16 protein-coding genes are annotated in these 19,185 nt (G+C 72.6%); 12 read left to right on the forward strand and 4 right to left on the reverse strand.

Annotated features, from left to right (window positions below; all coding sequences use genetic code 11):
* The first annotated feature begins 96 nt into the window (after positions 1-96).
* On the forward strand, positions 97-1,023 hold the full coding sequence (locus P8T65_RS38495) for a DUF2510 domain-containing protein (protein WP_316729949.1): 927 nt from the start codon (positions 97-99) through the stop codon (positions 1,021-1,023).
* Between the two features lie 74 nt (positions 1,024-1,097).
* Here P8T65_RS38495 and P8T65_RS38500 read toward each other — a convergent pair whose 3' ends face one another.
* Positions 1,098-2,300, reverse strand: coding sequence for an amino acid deaminase/aldolase (locus P8T65_RS38500; RefSeq protein ID WP_316729951.1), 1,203 nt, complete (start codon positions 2,298-2,300; stop codon positions 1,098-1,100).
* A gap of 758 nt (positions 2,301-3,058) precedes the next feature.
* On the opposite strand from P8T65_RS38500, the gene P8T65_RS38505 reads away from it, so the two are divergent.
* Both P8T65_RS38505 and mycP read left to right on the forward strand, forming a co-directional pair.
* The gene (locus tag P8T65_RS38505; protein ID WP_316729954.1) at positions 3,059-4,822 is read left to right on the forward strand and encodes a hypothetical protein; all 1,764 of its coding nucleotides are present in this window, start codon (positions 3,059-3,061) and stop codon (positions 4,820-4,822) included.
* On the forward strand, positions 4,819-6,147 hold the full coding sequence (mycP, locus tag P8T65_RS38510; protein ID WP_316729955.1) for a type VII secretion-associated serine protease mycosin: 1,329 nt from the start codon (positions 4,819-4,821) through the stop codon (positions 6,145-6,147). The genes P8T65_RS38505 and mycP overlap by 4 nt, the downstream gene beginning before the upstream one ends.
* Here mycP and P8T65_RS38515 read toward each other — a convergent pair.
* On the reverse strand, positions 6,137-7,198 hold the full coding sequence (locus P8T65_RS38515) for a hypothetical protein (protein ID WP_316729956.1): 1,062 nt from the start codon (positions 7,196-7,198) through the stop codon (positions 6,137-6,139). The genes mycP and P8T65_RS38515 overlap by 11 nt on opposite strands.
* Before the next feature lie 149 nt (positions 7,199-7,347).
* On the opposite strand from P8T65_RS38515, the gene P8T65_RS38520 reads away from it, so the two are divergent.
* The gene (locus P8T65_RS38520) at positions 7,348-8,079 is read left to right on the forward strand and encodes an SseB family protein (protein ID WP_316729958.1); all 732 of its coding nucleotides are present in this window, start codon (positions 7,348-7,350) and stop codon (positions 8,077-8,079) included.
* A gap of 26 nt (positions 8,080-8,105) precedes the next feature.
* Here P8T65_RS38520 and P8T65_RS38525 read toward each other — a convergent pair whose 3' ends face one another.
* On the reverse strand, positions 8,106-8,462 hold the full coding sequence (locus P8T65_RS38525) for a DUF1844 domain-containing protein (RefSeq protein ID WP_316729960.1): 357 nt from the start codon (positions 8,460-8,462) through the stop codon (positions 8,106-8,108).
* A 371-nt stretch (positions 8,463-8,833) separates the two neighbouring features.
* Between P8T65_RS38525 and infC the strand changes: the two genes are divergently transcribed.
* The 7 genes from infC to pheT all read left to right on the forward strand — a co-directional run bounded on the left by infC (position 8,834) and on the right by pheT (position 16,431).
* The gene (infC, locus tag P8T65_RS38530) at positions 8,834-9,511 is read left to right on the forward strand and encodes a translation initiation factor IF-3 (RefSeq protein WP_184898702.1); all 678 of its coding nucleotides are present in this window, start codon (positions 8,834-8,836) and stop codon (positions 9,509-9,511) included.
* 131 nt (positions 9,512-9,642) lie between these two features.
* Complete coding sequence (gene rpmI / locus P8T65_RS38535) at positions 9,643-9,837, forward strand: 50S ribosomal protein L35 (RefSeq protein ID WP_004933563.1); 195 nt, start codon at positions 9,643-9,645, stop codon at positions 9,835-9,837.
* 101 nt (positions 9,838-9,938) lie between these two features.
* Positions 9,939-10,322 carry a 50S ribosomal protein L20 gene (gene rplT, locus P8T65_RS38540; RefSeq protein WP_184896197.1) on the forward strand — a complete coding sequence of 128 codons (384 nt, stop codon included), beginning with the start codon at positions 9,939-9,941 and terminating at the stop codon, positions 10,320-10,322.
* Positions 10,323-10,616: 294 nt separating this feature from the next.
* Complete coding sequence (locus tag P8T65_RS38545) at positions 10,617-11,471, forward strand: RNA methyltransferase (protein WP_316729970.1); 855 nt, start codon at positions 10,617-10,619, stop codon at positions 11,469-11,471.
* A gap of 53 nt (positions 11,472-11,524) precedes the next feature.
* Positions 11,525-12,661: an ATP-binding protein gene (locus P8T65_RS38550; RefSeq protein ID WP_316729972.1), complete on the forward strand. Its 1,137-nt coding sequence runs from the start codon at positions 11,525-11,527 to the stop codon at positions 12,659-12,661.
* Positions 12,662-12,796: 135 nt separating this feature from the next.
* Positions 12,797-13,918: a phenylalanine--tRNA ligase subunit alpha gene (pheS, locus tag P8T65_RS38555; RefSeq protein ID WP_033531711.1), complete on the forward strand. Its 1,122-nt coding sequence runs from the start codon at positions 12,797-12,799 to the stop codon at positions 13,916-13,918.
* Positions 13,918-16,431, forward strand: a complete 2,514-nt coding sequence (gene pheT, locus P8T65_RS38560; RefSeq protein ID WP_316729975.1) for a phenylalanine--tRNA ligase subunit beta — start codon at positions 13,918-13,920, stop codon at positions 16,429-16,431. The genes pheS and pheT overlap by 1 nt, the downstream gene beginning before the upstream one ends.
* 127 nt (positions 16,432-16,558) lie before the next feature.
* Here the strand turns inward: pheT and P8T65_RS38565 are convergent, their stop codons facing one another.
* Positions 16,559-17,770: an IS110 family transposase gene (locus tag P8T65_RS38565; RefSeq protein WP_316723618.1), complete on the reverse strand. Its 1,212-nt coding sequence runs from the start codon at positions 17,768-17,770 to the stop codon at positions 16,559-16,561.
* Positions 17,771-18,152: 382 nt separating this feature from the next.
* Here P8T65_RS38565 and P8T65_RS38570 point away from each other — a divergent pair, with 382 nt between their 5' ends.
* Entirely contained in the window at positions 18,153-19,145 is a 993-nt protein-coding gene (locus P8T65_RS38570; RefSeq protein ID WP_316729977.1) for a PP2C family protein-serine/threonine phosphatase, read from the forward strand.
* The last annotated feature ends 40 nt before the right edge of the window (positions 19,146-19,185 follow it).

Genomic DNA, 19,185 nt, shown 5'->3' on the forward strand with positions numbered 1-19,185 from the left:
CGGTGAAGCCTCCGGGCCGTCCGTCCCGGCGTCGCTCTCGGCGGTCCGTCCCGGGGAGCGGAACACCGACCCCGTCGGTGTGATTAGAGTGCCGGGATGAGCAGTTCGCCGCCCGGCTGGTACCGCGACCCGTCCTACCCGCTCACCGAACGCTGGTGGGACGGGACCGCGTGGACCGACCACCGGCGCCAGCCGGAACAGCCCGCCCCGCCGGTGCTCCAGCCCCAGCCGCCCATGCGCCGGGGCCCCGGCCGCACCAAGGTCCTGGCCCTGGCCGCCGTCGGGGCCGTCCTGGTGGCCGGGGCGGTCACCGGCGGTGTCCTGCTCCTCGGCAAGGACGGCGACGGCGGGCAGGAGACGCGGACCACCACGGCGTCCCCGACCTCCGGGGCCGACGGGAAGGACAGCCCCTCCCCGTCGAAGTCCGCCGGCCCGTCCCCCGCCGAGGACGCCGACCGCGTCGCGGACGAGCTCAACGGCATCACCTTCCCGATCCCCGAGGGCTGGGAGGACGGCGACCGGTCCGGTGAGGAGGACGCCGTCCTGGTCACCGACGGCACCTTCGACTGCCCCGGCGAGGGCAGTGTGTGCCGCGGTGGCGTCGTCGTCTCCCGGACCGTCACCGGCAGCGACGAGACCTCCCCGAAGATCCTCGCCGAGAAGGACATCGAGGACGCCGCGAACGACGCCTTCGACCGCGACGTCCTGGACCAGCAGCCGTACGGCGGCATCACCGGCCACGAGGTCGTCGGCTCCGGCTCGGTCGCCGTCGCGGGCCGCGCCGGCTACTACGTGCGCTGGCGGGTGACGACGGGCGCCGGCGCCGGCGGCTACGTCCAGTCCCTCGTCTTCCCCTCCAGCATCGGCTCCGAGGCCCCGGTCCTGGTCCGGTTCGCCCTCGACGCGGGCGACGACGGCCCGCCGCTCCACGACATCGACGAGATCGTCCGGGGCATCCGCCCGGCGGGCGACGCGGAGGCCGACACGGGCGGGGGAGTGGGCAGCAGCCTCGGCCCCTCGTGAGGCCCGTTCAGCCCGAGCCCCGCCCGGGTACGGGGCCGGGAACCCGCGCGGGGCTCCCGGCCCCGTACCCCGCGCTACAGGAAGGTGTGCCCCTCGCCGCGGTACGTCGGCACGCTCGCCGTCACCTCGTCGCCCTCCACCAGGTGCAGCACGTCGAACCGCTCGCACAGCTCACCGGCCTTGGCGTGCCGGAACCACACCTTGTCCCCGAGCAGCAGATCGTCGGCGGGCGCGCCGAGCAGCGGGGTCTGCACCTCGCCCGGCCCCTCCTGCGGGTCGTACTTCAGCCCCTCCGGCAGATACGGCACGGGGAGCCGGTCGGGGCCGGGAGCGCCGGAGGCCGGGTAGCCGCCGCCCAGGACGGTGACGACGCCGACACCCGGACGCCGTACGACGGGCATCGCGAACAGCGCGGCCGGACGCCCCGTGAACGAGGTGTAGTTGTCGAAGAGCCGAGGCACGTACAGCCCGGAGCCCGCGCCGATCTCGGTGACCGCGTCCTCGGCCGCCGTGTGCTGCACACTGCCCGTGCCGCCGCCGTTCACGAACTCCAGGTCCGGCGCCACCTGCCGGACGGCCCGTACCACTTCGGCCCGACGGACGGCCAGCTCCTTCTTCGCCGTGGCCTGCATCATGCGCACCGCCCGCGACCGCAGCGGCCGCCCGGCCACCGAGTCGCCCACACCGGCGATATGACCCTCGTAGGCCATGATCCCGACCAGCTTGAACCCCGGGCGCTCGGCCACGGCGCGCGCCATGTCGGCGACCTGCGCGGGGGAGTGCAGGGGGGAGCGCCGCGCGCCGACGCGCACCCGTCCGCCGAGCAGCTTCAGCGAGGTGTCCAACTCCAGGCAGACCCGGACGACTTCGGTGCCGCCACGTCGGGAGTTGTCGATCAGCTGGAGCTGGGCGGGGTCGTCGACCATCACGGTCACCGCGGCCGCGAGCTTGGGGTCGCCCGCCAGTTCGGCGAACGCCTCGTGGTCGGCCGACGGATAGGCGAGCAGGACGTCCTCGAACCCGGAACGGGCCAGCCACAGGGACTCGGCGAGGGTGAACGACATGATGCCCTGGAAGCCCTCACGGGCCAGGACCCTCTCCAGCAGCGCCCGGCAGCGAACGGACTTGCTCGCGACGCGGATCGGCTTGCCGCCGGCCCTGCGGACGAGGTCGTCGGCGTTGGCGTCGAAGGCGTCGAGGTCGACGATCGCCAGCGGGGCGTCGAGATGAGCTGTGGCCCGGTCGTACCGGGCCCGGTCGGCGGCGCGCGCAGTCATGCACGAAGCCTGCCAGACATGATTACCGCAGGGTAGGGGGACGTTCCGGGCTTAAGCCACAGTCCCGCGGGACTGGTTCCCGTTCGACCGGGGCCAACCCGTAGAGTGACGCGCACGCAGGGACGACCTCGACGGGGATGCCGATCCGCTGCCACGGGTATGGCTTGCCCGAGGTGACGGGCGGCTCGCGTCTGCGGGAGAAGCCGACCTTCGGGTCTGCGGGAAACGACGACCTCCGGGTCTGCAAGGGACGAGGAAACGGGGGGTGCATGAGCACGGAAGCGCGCCGCGCCTCCATTCCCCCACGCCCCCCGGCCCCACCCCGCCCCTCCATACCCCCGGGCCAGGACCCGTCGGCCCCGCCTCCGAGCGGCTCGACACCGAACGCCCCCGCACCGGACACCCCGACGGACTCCGTCGCCGGAGGTTCGCGATCGGTGCCGCCGCCTCGTCCCGACCGCGCGCCGTCCGCCACAGGCGGATCCGAAGTGCCACGCCGCCCACAGCGGCCGCCGACGGCAGGTGTGCCCGCGCGGCCCAGCACCCCGCCCCGCCCGTCCTCGGTGCCCGCGTCGACGCCGGGCGCGGCCCGGGACGCACGGCACCCGGGTACGGTGGAGGGGCCGAACTCCGCCGGGAGCGGCCGGAGTTCCGGCAGTCAGGGCGAGCCCGGCCCCTCCCGTGCCCGAGGTTCCGGTCCGGCGGTCGGTCGCGCTTTTGGACGTGACTCGGGGCAGAGCGGCCACGGGCGTGGCCCCTTGCCCGCACGAGGCTCCGGTCAGCCGTTCGAGCAGAGCGCGGGGCCGGGTTCCGCCGTGGACGGTGGTGGTCCGCGCCGCACCGAACACCCGCGCTTCGCCGACTTCCGACGCACCGCGAACCAGAACGCCGGCTCCTCAGCCACGCCGCCCCCGCCTCCGGCGGCCTCGGCCCGTTTCCCGGACACGCCTCCCAGGGCCTCGGCCCGCTTCCAGGACACCCCTTCGACGGAGGCCCCCGTCCCGGAGACCCCTCCCACGGTGCCGCCCCGCTCCCCGAACGACCGACGAGCGGCCTGGACCCGTCACTTGAACACCCCGCCCTCCGCGACCCGTTTCCCGGAGAGCACCCCCTCAGCGTCCGCTCGCACCCCGGACGGCCCGGCCACCGCGTCCGCCCGCATCCCGGACGAGCCGTCGGCCGCCCGGCGCCCGGGTGACGCCCCGCCCCCGGCCTCGGCGCGCTTCCCCGACGCCCCGCCCGCCGGGCCCGCCACCGGGCGGCGTACGGCCACCTCCGCGCAGGCCCCGGGTGCCCGGACCGACTCGGGCGCGACCCTCGGCGACCGTGCGTCCCGGTCCGCCGGCCCGTCCGGGTCCACCGCCGACGGCGCGCCCCCTCGTCCCGCCAGGCCGGGCTCCGACGGCAGCTCGTCCCGCCCCGGCGACTCCGGCCCCCGCGACTCGACCTCACGCCCGCAGGGACAGCCCTCGACGTCCGTGCCGCGCGACCGCGTACCGGCCCCCGGCGCCGCCGACCCGTCCTCGGCCCCACCCCTCCGGCGTCCGCTGCCTGAGGCGACCGGCCCCGAGGGGACGCCCAGGCCGCGCCCGCTCACCCCCGAGCGCCCCAGTGGCTGGCAGCCCCCGTCCAGCTCCTCGCGGCGGTCGGCCGAGGCCATCGACGGCGTGCTCGGAACGTCTCCCGCGCGGCCCTTCGTCACGTTCGCGCAGCCGGACACCTCTCCCTGGACGCCGCCCGAGCCGCAGGACGCGCGGCGCCGACCCCGCTCCACCAAGGCACGCGCGGCTGCCGTGGCCGTCTGCGTGGTGCTCGGCTTTGGGCTCATCGGCGGTGCGGCGGCCGGGAGTTGGCTCACCGGGGACTCCGGGGCGGACGATGCCCGCGACACCTTCGCCGCGGCCGGTGAGCTGTGGCACGGCGTACCCGTCGACGCGCTGTTCCCGCCCACCGTCCAGGGCGAGGGCGCCGGACCCGGTGGCACCGACCGCACCTGGACCCGGATCGCCGTCGCGCCCGACAGTGGCTGCGCCGACGCCTTCGACCCGCTGCTGCGCAAGGTCCTCGCCCCGGTCGGCTGTCTGCGGCTGCTGCGCGCCACCTACACCGACGCGACCCGCAGCAACGTCACCACGGTCGGCCTGCTGTTCACCAGGACGGACGCGGCCGCCATGACCGCACTCAGGGCCCGCTTCACCCAAGAAGGCCTCGACCGCCGCACCGACCTGATGCCCCGCCCGTACGCCGCCGAGGGCACCGTCGCCGCCGGCTTCGGCGACGAGCAGCGTGCCTCGTGGACGATCTCCGTCCTCACCGACGTCCCGGTGGTCGTCTACGCCGTCTCCGGCTTCGCGGACGGCCGTACGGTCACCGAACCGCAGGCCGCCGAGGACGCGATGAAGTCCGGCGCCACCACCGCCCCGGCCCAGTCCGGCCTCGGCCACGAGGCGAAGGGCCTCGCCGACCGCATCGAACGCGGCCTGCGCAAGACCGCCGCGTCCGCCACGGAGCAGCCCTCATGACAGCCGACGAACCCGAGACCGCCGCACCACCCGCCGGGCCGGACGGGCCGTCCGAAGCCGTCGCCGCCGCGCGGACGGCCGAGAAGCCGGTGCGGACCGAAGCCCCCGACACAGCCGGCCGACGACACGGCCCGCGGCGCCGTCGCCCTCGGCGTCTGCGGACCGGTCTGCTCAGCGCCTCCCTCGCCGCCTCCCTCGCGCTCCTGCCGTCCACCGCCGCGCACGCCGACGGCATCCGGGACCAGCAGTGGGCGCTGGACGCGATGCGCACGCAGGAGGCCTGGCGAACGACCAAGGGCGCCGGGATCACCGTCGCCGTGCTCGACACGGGCGTCGACGACGAACACCCCGACCTGGCCGGCAACGTCCTGCCGACGAAGGACATGGTCGGCTTCGGGGCGTCACGCGGCGACCGCTCCTGGGCCCGCCACGGCACCGCCATGGCCGGCATCATCGCCGGCCACGGCCACGGCGCGAACCGCTCCGAAGGCGTCCTCGGCATCGCCCCCGAGGCCAGGATCCTCCCCGTCCGCGTCATCCTGGAGGACGGCGACCCGTCCCGCTCCAAGGCCCGCAGCACCCGTGGCAACGCCCTCGCCGACGGCATCCGCTGGGCCGCCGACCAGGGCGTCGACGTCATCAACCTCTCCCTCGGCGACGACTCCGAGTCCGCCCATCCGGAGCCCTCCGAAGACGCCGCCGTCCAGTACGCCCTGGCAAAGGGATCGATCGTCGTCGCCTCCGCAGGCAATGGCGGCGAGAAGGGCGACCATGTCTCCTACCCGGCGGCCTACCCGGGCGTGATAGCGGTGACCGCGGTCGACGAGGACGGCGACCGAGCCCCGTTCTCCACCCGCCGCTGGTACGCCACCGTGAGCGCCCCCGGCATGGACGTCGTCATCGCCGACCCGGACCGCAAGTACTACGAGGGCTGGGGCACCAGCGCCGCCGCGGCCTTCGTCTCCGGCGCCGTCGCCCTCATCAGAGCGGCCCATCCGGGCCTGACCCCCGCCCAGGTCAAACGGCTCCTGGAGGACACCGCCCGCGAGGCGCCGGTCGGCGGTCGCGACGACTCCCGGGGCTTCGGCTTCGTCGACCCGGCCGCCGCCATCGACGAGGGCGGCAAGCTCGAACCCGACGACCTCAGGGCCGCGTCGTACGGCGGAAAGTACTTCGGCTCCGGCCCGGACCCGGTGGAGGAGGAGGACCTCACCGCCGGCTGGACGGCCCCCGTCGCGGGCGGCCTCGGTGTGGTCCTGCTGATCACGGCGGTGGTGATCTGGCGCGGCCGTGGCCGTGGCCGCCCGGACGAGTTCATCGTCTGAGTCCTGCGGCACCCGCCGTGCCCGCCACCTCCGTCGTGCCCTCCGTGCCCTTCGTGCTCTCCGTGCCCGTCGGGTCCGCGAAGACCGACACGGCCGCCCTTGCCGCCGCCTCGACCGCGGTGACGCCCTTCGCCTTGGTCGTGTGCCCGTCGGACACCACGGCCACGAGAATCTCCCGCCCGTTCACCTCGACCCGGCCGACGCTGTTGATGTCCCACAACCGGGTGGCGGTCCGGGGCAGCCACCCGTTCTTCAGGGCGAAGCCGGACTCCGAGGCCCCACCCGTCGCCGCGGCCGAGACACCCCAGTCCTGACCTTCGGCGATCCGCCCCATCAGATCCTGGACGTACGCACGTGAGGCCGCGCTCAGCTCGGAGGTGTCGTCCTCGCCGAACACCTGCCGCAGCAGCACGAGTTGATCGGCCGCCGTGGTCTGGGTGAGGCCCCAGTACAGCCCGTGGCCGCCCTCGGTGGCCGTCAGCCCGAACCGCTCGTTCGCCGCGTCCAGTCCGGCCGCCTGCCCGATGACCTTCCACAGCGCCGTCGCGGAGACATTGTCGCTGTCGCGGATCATCGCCGACGCGTACGTCCGCTCCTGCGCGGTGAGCCGCCGGTCCGCGTCCTGCGCCTGGAGCAGCAGCGCCGCCAGGATGTTCAGCTTGACGATGCTCGCGGTGTCGAACGAGGCGTTCCCGTACCCGGCCGAGTCGCCGGACGCCATGTCGAGCGCGGCGACGGAGATCGCGGCCCCGTCCTCGACGGTCACCTCCGCCATGGCCGTCGCGAGCAGCTCGTCGTGATCCACCTCGGGCGCCGCCACCGGTTCCACCGAAGCCTCCTCAGCGGCCGCCGACGAGGGTGCCGAGGCCGCGGACGACGATACGGCGGAGGGCGACGATACGGCGGAGGGGGCGCCGTCCTGCGCCTGGGCCCTCATGAACACCGTCCCCGCGGCCGTGCCGCCCACCAGGACCACGCAGGCGAGCGCGAGGTGGACGAGCGGACGGCGCCCGGACGGACGGGCACGGCGACGGGCTCTGCGACAGGGCATGCCGTGATGGTTCTGCGCCGCGCTGTGCGTGTGGTTAGGCGATTGTTAGATGCTTGTCAGGGATGGCTGAGAAAACCGTGAGCGAGGTGACGGTCACGTTTCCGGCCCGCCGAAAGCCCTGGAGACTTCCCCCGATAGGGTCGACGACCGTGGCGAACAAGAACATTCCCGACCCCGGCTTCCCCGACGACGACGGCTCCGCCGACCCCCGGCTGAGCGCCGCGCTCGCCGCCTGGGCCGACGACCGGACCGCCGTGGGGCCCGTCCTCGAAGCGCTCAAGGGCGCCCGGCTGCTCGTGCCCGTCGTGGCCGTGCTCGGCGAGGTCGAAACCGACGAGAACGGACTGCGCCGCGAGAAGACCAGCGACATGGCGGTGCCCACCCTCAAGGCCGGCGACCGCACCGCGCTGCCCGCCTTCACCTCCACCGACAGCCTCGCCCGCTGGGACCCCGTCGCCCGCCCCGTCGCCGTACCGCTGCACCAGGTCCTGCAGGCCGCCGCGCACGAGAAGGCCGACACGATCGTCCTCGACCTGGCCGGCCCCGTCCCCTACGAGCTGACCGGCCGGGCCCTGCTCGCGCTCGCCGAGGGACGCACCACCACCGACCCGCTGGCCGACCCCGCCGTGCTCGACGCCGTACGCGCCGCCGTCGCGGCCGAGCCGGCCGTGCTCCGCGCGCACCTCGGTCCCGGACAGGCCGACGGCACCCTGGCCCTGGTCCTCGACGCGACCGCGCCCCCGGCCGAGACCGCGCGGGCCGTCGCCGGGCGCATCGCCGCCGACGAGACACTGCGGGCCCGCCTGGTACGGGGCCTCGACCTGGCACTGCTGCCGACCGGGACGACCCCACCGGGCGAGCCCCTGTACGTACGGGCGTAGCCCTCGGGGACAGCCGGGACCAGGGCCTAGCCGTAGATCGGGCCCGTGTACTTCTCGCCCGGGCCCTGGCCCGGCTCGTCCGGGACGAGCGACGCCTCGCGGAACGCCAGCTGCAGCGACTTCAGACCGTCGCGCAGCGGGGCCGCGTGGAAGGAGCTGATCTCGGTCGCGGACGCGTCCAGCAGACCGGCGAGGGCGGTGACCAGCTTGCGGGCCTCGTCCAGGTCCTTGTACTTGTTGCCCTCCTCGGTCAGACCGAGCTTCACCGCGGCGGCGCTCATCAGGTTGACGGCGACCGTCACGATCACCTCGACCGCGGGGACCTCGGCGATGTCGCGGGTCATCGAGTCGAAGTCGGGGTTCTCAGGAGGGGTCTCACTCATGCCCCACACGATAGGCCCCGTCACGTACCTCCCGACCTGCGGGAGTCCGCCGCGGCCCGATTGGCACGGGAGGTTTGAACCCGGTATGGTTGTGTCAACGACCGGCTGGACACCTGTGTGTCCGGCCCGCAAGTGGAGGCTCCGCACTCCCACCTGACTGTCCTCCGGGGCGGCAGGTCACCCGGTCAGGCGGCCCCCACCGTTCCGTACGGACGGTGGAGTCGTCCGATATTGCGCCCCGCGGCACACCCGCGGCGGTGCTCCGGCAGTTCATGGAGCCCCGCCTGTGTTCCGTCAGGGGCATTTTTCATGGCTCCCGGTGGTTGGTCCCTATGTCAACCAGACATGACGCGGCGGTCCGCCAGACCGTCGTGTGGTGCTACCGAGGAGGATCCATCAGCGCCGAGCCCCGCATCAACGACCGGATTCGCGTTCCCGAGGTGCGACTTGTCGGTCCCAGCGGCGAGCAGGTCGGGATTGTTCCGCTTGCCAAGGCCCTGGAGCTTGCGCAGGAGTACGACCTCGATCTCGTCGAGGTGGCCGCGAACGCCCGTCCGCCGGTCTGCAAGCTCATGGACTACGGGAAGTTCAAGTACGAGTCGGCCATGAAGGCCCGTGAGGCGCGCAAGAACCAGGCGCACACGGTCATCAAGGAGATGAAGCTCCGGCCGAAGATCGACCCGCACGACTATGACACCAAGAAGGGTCACGTCGTCCGGTTCCTCAAGCAGGGCGACAAGGTCAAGATCACGATCATGTTCCGTGGTCGCGAGCAGTCCCGGCCCGAGCTGGGCTACCGACTGCTGCAGCGTCTCGCGGAGGACGTCCAGGAGCTCGGGTTCGTCGAGTCGAACCCGAAGCAGGACGGCCGAAACATGATCATGGTCCTCGGTCCGCACAAGAAGAAGACCGAGGCGATGGCCGAGGCCCGTCAGGCTCAGGAAGCCCGGAAGGCGGAAGCGAAGGCCAACCCCGGCAAGTCGCAGAACGCCGCCGACGCCGAGCACGTCGAGGTCGAGGCGCCGGCCGAGGAGCCTGCCGAGGCGTAAGTCCCCGGGACGCGAGTCCGGGGGAAGCCCTGGACACCGGTCCAGGGTGTCAACCGATAGAAATGACGTTCCGTCGTGCCCGGTTTCGCGACCGGGCACCGGAGCGCCACTGACGAGGAGAGAACGGCGCTATGCCGAAGAACAAGTCGCACAGCGGTGCCAGCAAGCGCTTCAAGGTCACCGGCTCCGGCAAGGTGCTCCGTGAGCGCGCCGGCAAGCGCCACCTGCTCGAGCACAAGTCGTCCCGCGTGACGCGTCGCCTCACCGGCAACGCCGAGATGGCCCCGGGCGACGCCGCGAAGATCAAGAAGCTTCTCGGCAAGTGACGTCCGCGGCGCCCCCTGTGAGCGCCGTACGTCAGGACCGGGACCCCATCGATTTCGGGTCGTGTGACGACAACCACGGCCCCGCTACAAGGAGTTAAAAAGTGGCACGCGTCAAGCGGGCAGTCAACGCCCACAAGAAGCGCCGGGCGATCCTCGAGCAGGCCTCCGGCTACCGCGGTCAGCGTTCGCGCCTGTACCGCAAGGCCAAGGAGCAGGTCACCCACTCGCTGGTCTACAACTACAACGACCGCAAGAAGCGCAAGGGTGACTTCCGGCAGCTGTGGATCCAGCGCATCAACGCTGCGGCCCGCCAGAACGGCATGACGTACAACCGCCTCATCCAGGGTCTGAAGGCCGCGAACATCGAGGTCGACCGCAAGATCCTCGCGGAGCTGGCCGTCAACGACGCCACCGCGTTCGCCGCGCTGGTCGAGGTCGCGCAGAAGGCGCTGCCGGCGGACGTCAACGCGCCCAAGGCAGCGTGACGCTGCGCTGGCTCTGAGCCGCGTATGACCCGGGCCCGCAGGTGCAAGCTGCCTGTGGGCCCGGGTCTTTTGGTGCGTTGTCGGGTGCGGGTGAGTGGGGCTTCTCGCGCAGTTCCCCGCGCCCCTCAAGGGCCTCCGGCCCTTTCGGGCCGAAAAGCACAGGGCGCAGCTCCTGCTTCTTCAGGAGCGCGGGGAACTGCGCGCGCAACCACGGACCACCCGTACCCGCCGACGCACCCGCACCCCCGAGCTCTCGGGCGTCCCTCCCCACCCCCTCGATCCAAAAGGTGACCCATGCCCACCCCTGAGTTGATCTCCCCCCGCTCCGCCCGCGTCTCCGCGGCCCGGCGGCTCGGGAAGCGGAACTTCCGGGGGAAGGACCGGCTCTTCCTCGCGGAGGGACCGCAGGCCGTGCGCGAGGCCGCCGGACACCGGCCGAACGGCACACCCACCCTGGTCGAGCTCTTCGTCACGGTCGACGCCGCGGAGCGGTACGCCGACATCGTCGGCGACGCCCGCACAGCCGGCGCTCGCGTCCACCTCGCCGACGAGACCGTCATCGCCGACATCTCCACGACCGTCACCCCGCAGGGCCTCGTCGGGATCTGCCGGTTCCTCGACACCCCCTTCGCGGAGATCCTCGACAGCCGCCCCAAGCTCGTCGCCGTGCTCGCCCACGTCCGCGACCCCGGCAACGCCGGCACCGTGCTGCGGTGCGCCGACGCCGCCGGAGCCGAGGCCGTCGTGCTCACCGACGCCTCCGTGGACCTCTACAACCCCAAGGCCGTGCGCGCCTCCGTCGGGTCGCTGTTCCATCTGCCGGTCGCCGTCGGCGTGCCCGTGGACGAGGCCGTCGCGGGGCTCAAGGGCATCGGCGTACGCGTCCTCGCCGCCGACGGAGCGGGACAGGACGACCTCGACGACGAACTCGACAAGGGCACGATGGGCGGGCCCACGGCCTGGGTGTTCGGCAACGAGGCCTGGGGGCTGCCCGAGGAGACACGGGCGCTGGCCGACGCCGTCGTCCGGGTACCGATCCACGGAAAGGCGGAAAGCCTGAACCTGGCGACCGCCGCCGCCGTATGTCTCTACGCGTCCGCCCGTGCACAGCGCGCCTTCGGAGGGTGCCGCACCGTCACGCCCAGCTAGTAGGGTGACGGGCTCGGGGGCCCACTGCACAACGCGAGAGGTGGGGTACGGGGATGAGGGTCGGCACCAGCGGCACACCGGTGGCACGGGACGTGCGCGCCACATCCGCGCCCCGGCAGGGCGATCTCGCCGAACTGGGCATCGACCCCGACGACCTCCCCGACGGACTGGTCGTGGCCGACGAGAACGGCCGCGTGATCTGCTTCAACGCCGCCGCGGTCCGGATCACCGCCACCCCCGCCGCCGAGGCCCTCGGCCGCCCCCTCGATTGGGCCCTCCCCTTAGAAGACCTCGAAGGCCGCCGCTGGTGGCAGCTGACCGACCCGTACGGGGGCCTCGCCATCCGCGTCGGACAGCCCGAGCGGAACCTGCTGCTGCCCGGGGCGCGCGAGATCCTCGTATCGGCCCGCTACATCCGCAGCGAACCCACCGGCCCGGTCCGCCGGGTCGTCGTCTCGCTGCGCGACACCGAGGCCCGGCGCCGCACCGAACGCAGCCACGCCGAACTCATCGCCACCGTGGCCCACGAACTGCGCTCACCCCTGACCTCGGTCAAGGGGTTCACCGCGACGCTGCTCGCCAAGTGGGAGCGGTTCACGGACGACCAGAAGAAGCTGATGCTGGAGACCGTCGACGCCGACGCCAACCGGGTCACCCGGCTCATCGCCGAGCTGCTCGACATCTCGCGCATCGACTCGGGCCGGCTCGAGGTGCGGCGGCAACCCGTCGACATGGGCGCGGCCGTCGGACGGCACATCCAGGCCTATGTCGCCGCCGGGCAGCCCGCCGACCGGTTCCTGCTGCGGATCGAGCAGCCGCTGCCTGATCTCTGGGCCGACCCGGACAAGATCGACCAGGTGCTGAGCAACCTGCTGGAAAATGCGGTGCGGCACGGCGAGGGAACCGTCACGATTGACGTCACGGCCACGGCGTCCCCCCGGGAGGGCGAGGACACCGCCACGTCGGTCACGGTGAGCGACGAGGGCAGTGGCATTCCGGAGGAGTCCATGAACCGCGTCTTCACCCGCTTCTGGCGGGGCAGCAAGCGCGGGGGCACCGGTCTCGGGCTGTACATCGTCAAGGGCATCGTCGAAGCCCACGGCGGCACCATCACCGTCGGACGCGCCCCCGGTGGCGGCGCCGAGTTCCGATTTACGTTGCCCGTGGCGGCGCCGGCCTATCTGGCGTGAGCACCACGGGCGCGTTCGTACACCTCCACCCCGTTAGACTCGGCCTTTGGCACCTTTGTGTCCCAAAAACCGTGACGATCTGTCCACGAGTCGGTACGGGGACCATCCGCCAGCCAATCGGAAGCACGGGAAGAGATGTCGGCACCGAATAAGTCGTACGACCCTGTAGAGGTCGAGGCCTTGAAACCGGAAGAGATCGAGCGCATGCGGGACGAGGCGCTCGCCGCCTTCGCCGCCGCGGACTCCCTCGACGCGCTCCAGGAGGCCAAGGTCGCCCACACCGGGGGCACCTCCCCGCTGGCCCTCGCCAACCGCGAGATCGGCGCGCTGCCCCCGCAGGCCAAGGCCGCCGCGGGCAAGCTCGTCGGCCAGGCGCGGGGCGCGGTGAACAAGGGCCTCGCCGCCCGGCAGAGCGAGCTGGAGGCCGAGCGTGACGCCCGGGTGCTGGTCGAGGAGGCAGTGGACGTCACGCTGCCGTACGACCGCGTCCCCGCCGGCGCCCGCCACCCGCTCACCACGCTGTCGGAGCGCATCGAGGACATCTTCGTGGCCATGGGCTACGAGGTCGCCGAGGGCCCGCAGGTCGAGGCCGAGTGGTTCAACTTCGACGCGCTCAACATCGGCCCGGACCACCCGGCCCGGGGCGAGGCGGACACCTTCTTCGTGCAGGGCCCCGAGGGCGGTACCGAGTCCGGTGTCGTGCTGCGCACCCACACCTCGCCCGTGCAGATCCGCTCCCTGCTCGACCGTGAGCTGCCGGTGTACGTGATCTGTCCCGGCCGCGTATACCGCACCGACGAGCTGGACGCCACGCACACCCCGGTCTTCCACCAGGTCGAGCTGCTCGCCGTCGACGAGGGCCTGACCATGGCCGACCTCAAGGGCACCCTCGACCACATGGTCCAGTCGCTGTTCGGCGAGGGCATGAAGACCCGGCTCAGGCCGAACTTCTTCCCGTTCACCGAGCCGTCCGCCGAGATGGACATGCTCTGCTACGTCTGCAAGGGCACCTCCGTCGGCAACCCCGACCGCCCCTGCCGCACCTGCTCCAGCGAGGGCTGGATCGAGCTGGGCGGCTGCGGCATGGTCAACCCCCGGGTCCTCACCGCCTGCGGCGTCGACCCCGAGAAGTACAGCGGATTCGCCTTCGGGTTCGGCATCGAGCGGATGCTGATGTTCCGCCACAACGTCGAAGACATGCGAGACATGGTCGAGGGTGACGTCCGGTTCACCCGGCCGTTCGGGATGGAGATCTGATGCGGGTCCCGCTTTCCTGGCTGCGGGAGTACGTCGACCTGCCGGCCACCGAGACCGGTCGTGACGTCCAGGCCAAGCTCATCTCGGCCGGCCTGGAGGTGGAGACCGTCGAGCAGCTCGGCGACGGCCTCAAGGGCCCCCTCGTCGTCGGTCAGGTGCTGACCATCGAGGAGCTGACGGAGTTCAAGAAGCCCATCCGCTTCTGCACCGTCGACGTCGGCACCGCCAACGGCACCGGCGAGCCCCAGGAGATCGTCTGCGGCGCCCGCAACTTCGCCGTCGGCGACAAGGTCGTCGTGGTCCTCCCGGGCGCCGAACTGCCCGGCGGCTTCGCCATCTCCGCCCGCAAGACCTACGGCCGCAACTCCCACGGCATGATCTGCTCCAGCGACGAGCTGGGCATGGGCGACGACGGCACCAAGGGCATCATCGTGCTGCCGCCGGAGACCGAGGTCGGCAAGGACGCGATCGAGCTCCTGGAGCTGGTCGACGAGGTCCTCGACATCGCCGTCACGCCCGACCGCGGCTACTGCCTGTCGATCCGCGGCGTCGCCCGCGAGACCGCCATCGCCTACGGTCTGCCGCTGCGCGACCCGGCCCTCCTCGACGTCCCCGGGCCGAACGCGTTCGGGCACCCCGTCCAGGTCTCCGACCCGCTCGGCTGCGACCGCTTCACCGCCCGCACCGTCACCGGGCTCGACCCCGAGGCGCGCTCCCCGATCTGGCTCAAGCGCCGGCTGCAGAAGGTCGGCATGCGCCCGATCTCGCTCGCCGTCGACATCACCAACTACGTGATGATGGAGCTGGGCCAGCCGCTGCACGCGTACGACCGCTCCCTCGTCCAGGGCACCATCGGCGTCCGCCGGGCCGAGGAGGGCGAGAAGATCGTCACCCTCGACGGCACCACCCGCACCCTCCACGCCGAGGACCTGGTGATCACCGACGAGCGCGGCCCCATCGGCCTCGCGGGTGTCATGGGCGGCGCCGACACCGAGATCGCCGATCACGACGATGTGGAGAACGCCTCCGTCGACGTCGTCATCGAGGCCGCCCACTTCGACCAGGTCGCCATCGCGCGCACGGCCCGCCGGCACAAGCTGTCGTCGGAGGCGTCCCGCCGCTTCGAGCGCGGCGTCGACCCGCTGGCCGCGGCCGCCGCCGCGCAGCGCACCGTCGACCTGCTCGTGCTCCTCGCGGGCGGCACCGCCGACGCGGGCGTCACCGAGGTGATCGCCCCGTCCGCGCCCCGCACGATCACGATCCCGGCGGACCACCCGGACCGGGTCGCGGGGGTCGAGTACGGCCGGGAGACCGTCGTACGCCGCCTCCAGGAGGTCGGCTGCGACGTCTACGGGCAGGACGAGCTGATCGTCACCGTGCCGTCGTGGCGGCCCGACCTCACCGACCCGAACGACCTCGCCGAAGAGGTCATCCGGCTGGAGGGCTACGAGAACCTGCCCTCCACGCTGCCCAAGCCCCCCGCGGGGCGCGGCCTCACCCAGCGGCAGCGACTGCACCGCCGGGTCGGGCGGGCGCTGGCCGGTGCCGGATACGTCGAGGCGCCGAACTACCCCTTCATCGGCGAGCAGGTCTTCGACCAGCTCGGTCTGGAGGCGGACGACCCGGCCCGCCGCGTCGTCAGGCTCACCAACCCGCTGAGCGACGAGGAGCCCGCGCTGCGCACCTCGCTGCTGCCGGGTCTGCTGGGCGCGCTGCGGCGCAACGACGGCCGGGGCACGCACGACCTCGCCCTGTTCGAGACCGGCCTGGTCTTCCTCCCCCGCGAGGAGCAGCGGGTCGCCGTCGCGCTGCCGGTCGACCGCCGGCCCACCGACGAGGAGATCGCGACGCTGAACGCCGCGCTGCCCGAGCAGCCGCGCCACGTCGCCGTCGTCGTCGCCGGGGCCCGTGAGCAGGCCGGCTGGTGGGGCAAGGGCCGTCCGGCCGACTGGGCCGACACCGTCGAGGCGGGCCGCGCGGTCGCCCGCGAGGCCGGTGCCGAACTGATTGTCCGCAAGGGCCAGTACGGTCCCTGGCACCCTGGCCGCTGCGCCGAGTTCGTGGTCGTCGCCGACGGCACCGAGCGGGTCGTCGGCCACGCCGGTGAGCTGCACCCGCGCGTCCTGGAGGCCCTCGGGCTGCCGGCCCGGACCGCCGCGATGGAGATCGACCTGGACGCCCTGGAGCAGGTGGGGGACAGCACCCCGCAGGCGCCGAGCATCTCCACGTTCCCGGTCGCCACGCAGGACGTCGCGCTCGTCGTCGACGCGTTCGTGCCGCACGCCGACGTGGAGGCCGCGCTGCGTGAGGGCGCGGGTGAACTCCTGGAGGGCATCCGGCTGTTCGACGTGTACGAGAACGCCGAGCAGCTGGGTGACGGGCGGAAGTCGCTGGCGTACGCGATGCGCTTCCGCGCCGCGGATCGCACGCTGACCGTGGACGAGGCGTCGGCGGCCCGGGACGCGGCGGTCGCCCTCGCGGGCGAGCGTACGGGGGCCGTGCTGCGTAGTTAGGGCGTTTGAGGGGTGGGGGACTGCGGTCGTACGGCGGCTGCGGGTCGTTCGTGGCTTGTCGCGCAGTTCCCCGCGCCCCTTGTGGGGGGGGTGCTTCTATCTGTTCGGTCAAGGGCTGTGGGCTTGGTCAGGCTGTTTGTTCGTGCCCGGGCTGGTAGAGGGTGCGGTGTTTGAGCATGGCGTGCAGGACGTCGACGCGGCGGCGGGTGAGGCAGATGAGGGCGGCGTTGTGGCGCTTCTTCTCCGCGCGTTTCCTGTCGTAGTAGGCCCGCGATTCGGGGCTGCTCAGGGAAGCGAACGAGGCCAGGAACAGGGCCCGTTTGAGCGTCTTGTTGCCGCCGCGGGGTGGTCCTTCGCCCCGGATGGAGGTTCCGGAGCGGCGTGTGGTGGGGGTCAGTCCCGCGTAGGAGGCCAGGTGGGCGGCGGTGGGGAACGCGCTGGCGTCGCCGACCTCGGCCAGGATGCGGGCGCCGGTCCTGACCGCGACCCCGGGCATGGAGGTCAGGACCTTCGCGAGAGGGTGGGCCTCCAGCAGTGCGGCGACCCGCGTCTCCAGGACGTCCCGGCGCTTGAGGAGCACGGCGAGGGCCTCGGCCAGACCGGAGACGATCTCCCCCGCCGAGGCTGTGCCGGGAACCTGCACGGTCTGCTCTGCCAGGGCGGTGGTGATCTGGTCGGCCAGGGTGTGAGCGCTGCGCATCCGCGGGGCGGCCTGGAGCATGACCTGCGCGATCTGCTCGGTGCCGGCCTGGGCCAGCTGGGTGGGGGAGCCGTAGGTCTGCAGCAGGGCCAGGACGGCCGGGTGGCGCAGGCGGGGCCCGAGGACGCGTTCGAGTGCGGGGTGGACGGAGGTGAGCAGGCCGCGCAGCCGGTTGGAGGTGCGGGTGGCGTCCTGGGCGAGGTCGTCGTCGTGGCCCAGGACCATGGTCAGTTCGGCCCGCACGCTCTCGTCGGGATCGATGGAATGCAGCAGGTGGGGCATGGTGCGGGCGGCATCGGCGATGACGTAGGCGTCGCGAGCGTCGGTCTTGCCGGTGCCGGGGTGCAGATCGGCCAGCCGGCGCATCGACAGGCCGGGCAGGTAGGCGACTTCGCATCCACAGGCGCGGGCGACGGTGACCGCCAGGGTGCCGATGGAGGCCGGCTGGTCGACCACGACCAGGACCTTCCCCTTGCGCCCCAGGCGGTTGAACAGCTCGCGCAGCTGGGGCTCGTTGTTGGGCAGCGGTTTGTCGAAGGCCGTGCGGCCATCACGCAGCAGGGCCGTGCCGTGATGCTCGGACTTGCCGACGTCCAGGGCGCAGAAGACATCGATCGATGGGAAGTCGTTGCTGGTCACCGGGCTTTCCCTCCCCTCCCGGCACAATGGGTGGCCTGCCGGGACACCGGAGATCGGCAGCCACATTACGCAGCCCTGCCCATGGGCGGACACGCTTCCATCAGCGATCAACCGGTGCCGCCGGGACCAGTGACAGCACCCCCCGGATCATCAAGGACAGGGGCAAAGAGTCATACCGGCCCCGATGGCCACGAACCCGAACCGGGCTCTACGAAGAAGGTAATGGGCGAGCCCCCCACACCCCCATCAGCCCTCAGCGGTCACCTCACTCATCCGGGTGACAATCTCGGGTGATCTACCCGAACAGGGCACGTGGTCGACAGAATCGGACCGGCCTCTCTGGGCCGTACACGCTGTCCGGGCCTGATGGGGGGCCAACGGCATGATTCGCAACAGGGCTGGGGTTCCTCGTCGTGCGTGGTCCCGGGGGCGCCGCCTGTCCAGTCGGCTCGGGGCCGGGATCGTCGGCGGTGCCGTGGTCCTCGCGGCCGGCACCGGGATGATGCTGCACGTCAGGCGGAAGTTGCTGCGGGAAGTGCGGCAGGCGCGCGCGGTCGCGGGCGTCGCCCGGAGCCTGCTGCTCCGGCCGCTGCCCGCGCGGATCGACGGGCTCGCCACCGCCGCCGCCCAGCTCTCCGCCGACCGGGGCGCGACCGTCGGTGGCGATCTGTACGAGGTGATCGCCACCGAGCACGGGGTACGGGTCGTGATGGGCGACGTACGCGGCCACGGCCTCCCCGCCGTCGGGACCGTCGCCGCCGTCCTCGGCTGCTTCCGCGAGGCCGTCCACGACGAGGCCGAACTCGCCGGCGTCCTCACCCGCCTCGACCGTGCCCTCGCCCGCCATCTCCGGGACCGCGCCCGCACCGAGGCCATGGAGGAATTCGTCACCGTCCTCCTGCTGGAGATCACCCCCGACGGCGATCTCCACGCCCTCAACTGCGGCCATCCCTGGCCCTACCTGCTCAGCGTCGGCCGCGCGTCGCCCGTCACCCGGGCCGACCCCCTGCCCCCGCTCGGCCTCTTCCCGCTGCCCGCCGAGCTCCCGGTCACGCCCTGCGGCCAACTCCTCCCGGGCGAGGCCCTGTTCCTGCACACGGACGGAGTGGAGGACGCGAGGGACGGCCAGGGCCGCTTCTTCCCCCTGGCGGCCACGCTGAGGGAAGCCGTACGCGGCCGACCCGTCTGTCCCCAGGCCGTCCTGCGGGCCGTGTTCTGGCAACTTCTCCGCCACACAGGAGGAAGGCCCATGGACGACATCGCGATACTGCTACTCCGTAACGACCGCCCGTTTGTTCTTAGGGGCGCGGGGAACTGCGCGATCAGCCACGATGCACCCGCACCCGACAACCCACCGGTCGCCCCCACCCCGTAGTCGCCCCCGTCCCACCCGGCCAGGGCCACCGCACTGTACG

This window comes from Streptomyces sp. 11x1 (genome assembly GCF_032598905.1).
Classification (GTDB): domain Bacteria; phylum Actinomycetota; class Actinomycetes; order Streptomycetales; family Streptomycetaceae; genus Streptomyces.

What these genes read in the sequence shown, in the direction of transcription:
- P8T65_RS38550 (WP_316729972.1), top strand. Translation starts at nt 11,525, where the DNA reads ATGAGGGTCGGCACCAGCGGCACACCGGTGGCACGGGACGTGCGCGCC.
- pheT (WP_316729975.1), top strand. Translation starts at nt 13,918, where the DNA reads ATGCGGGTCCCGCTTTCCTGGCTGCGGGAGTACGTCGACCTGCCGGCC.
- P8T65_RS38545 (WP_316729970.1), top strand. Translation starts at nt 10,617, where the DNA reads ATGCCCACCCCTGAGTTGATCTCCCCCCGCTCCGCCCGCGTCTCCGCG.
- P8T65_RS38515 (WP_316729956.1), bottom strand. Translation starts at nt 7,198, where the DNA reads ATGCCCTGTCGCAGAGCCCGTCGCCGTGCCCGTCCGTCCGGGCGCCGT.
- rpmI (WP_004933563.1), top strand. Translation starts at nt 9,643, where the DNA reads ATGCCGAAGAACAAGTCGCACAGCGGTGCCAGCAAGCGCTTCAAGGTC.
- P8T65_RS38495 (WP_316729949.1), top strand. Translation starts at nt 97, where the DNA reads ATGAGCAGTTCGCCGCCCGGCTGGTACCGCGACCCGTCCTACCCGCTC.
- pheS (WP_033531711.1), top strand. Translation starts at nt 12,797, where the DNA reads ATGTCGGCACCGAATAAGTCGTACGACCCTGTAGAGGTCGAGGCCTTG.
- P8T65_RS38500 (WP_316729951.1), bottom strand. Translation starts at nt 2,300, where the DNA reads ATGACTGCGCGCGCCGCCGACCGGGCCCGGTACGACCGGGCCACAGCT.
- P8T65_RS38525 (WP_316729960.1), bottom strand. Translation starts at nt 8,462, where the DNA reads ATGAGTGAGACCCCTCCTGAGAACCCCGACTTCGACTCGATGACCCGC.
- mycP (WP_316729955.1), top strand. Translation starts at nt 4,819, where the DNA reads ATGACAGCCGACGAACCCGAGACCGCCGCACCACCCGCCGGGCCGGAC.
- P8T65_RS38570 (WP_316729977.1), top strand. Translation starts at nt 18,153, where the DNA reads ATGATTCGCAACAGGGCTGGGGTTCCTCGTCGTGCGTGGTCCCGGGGG.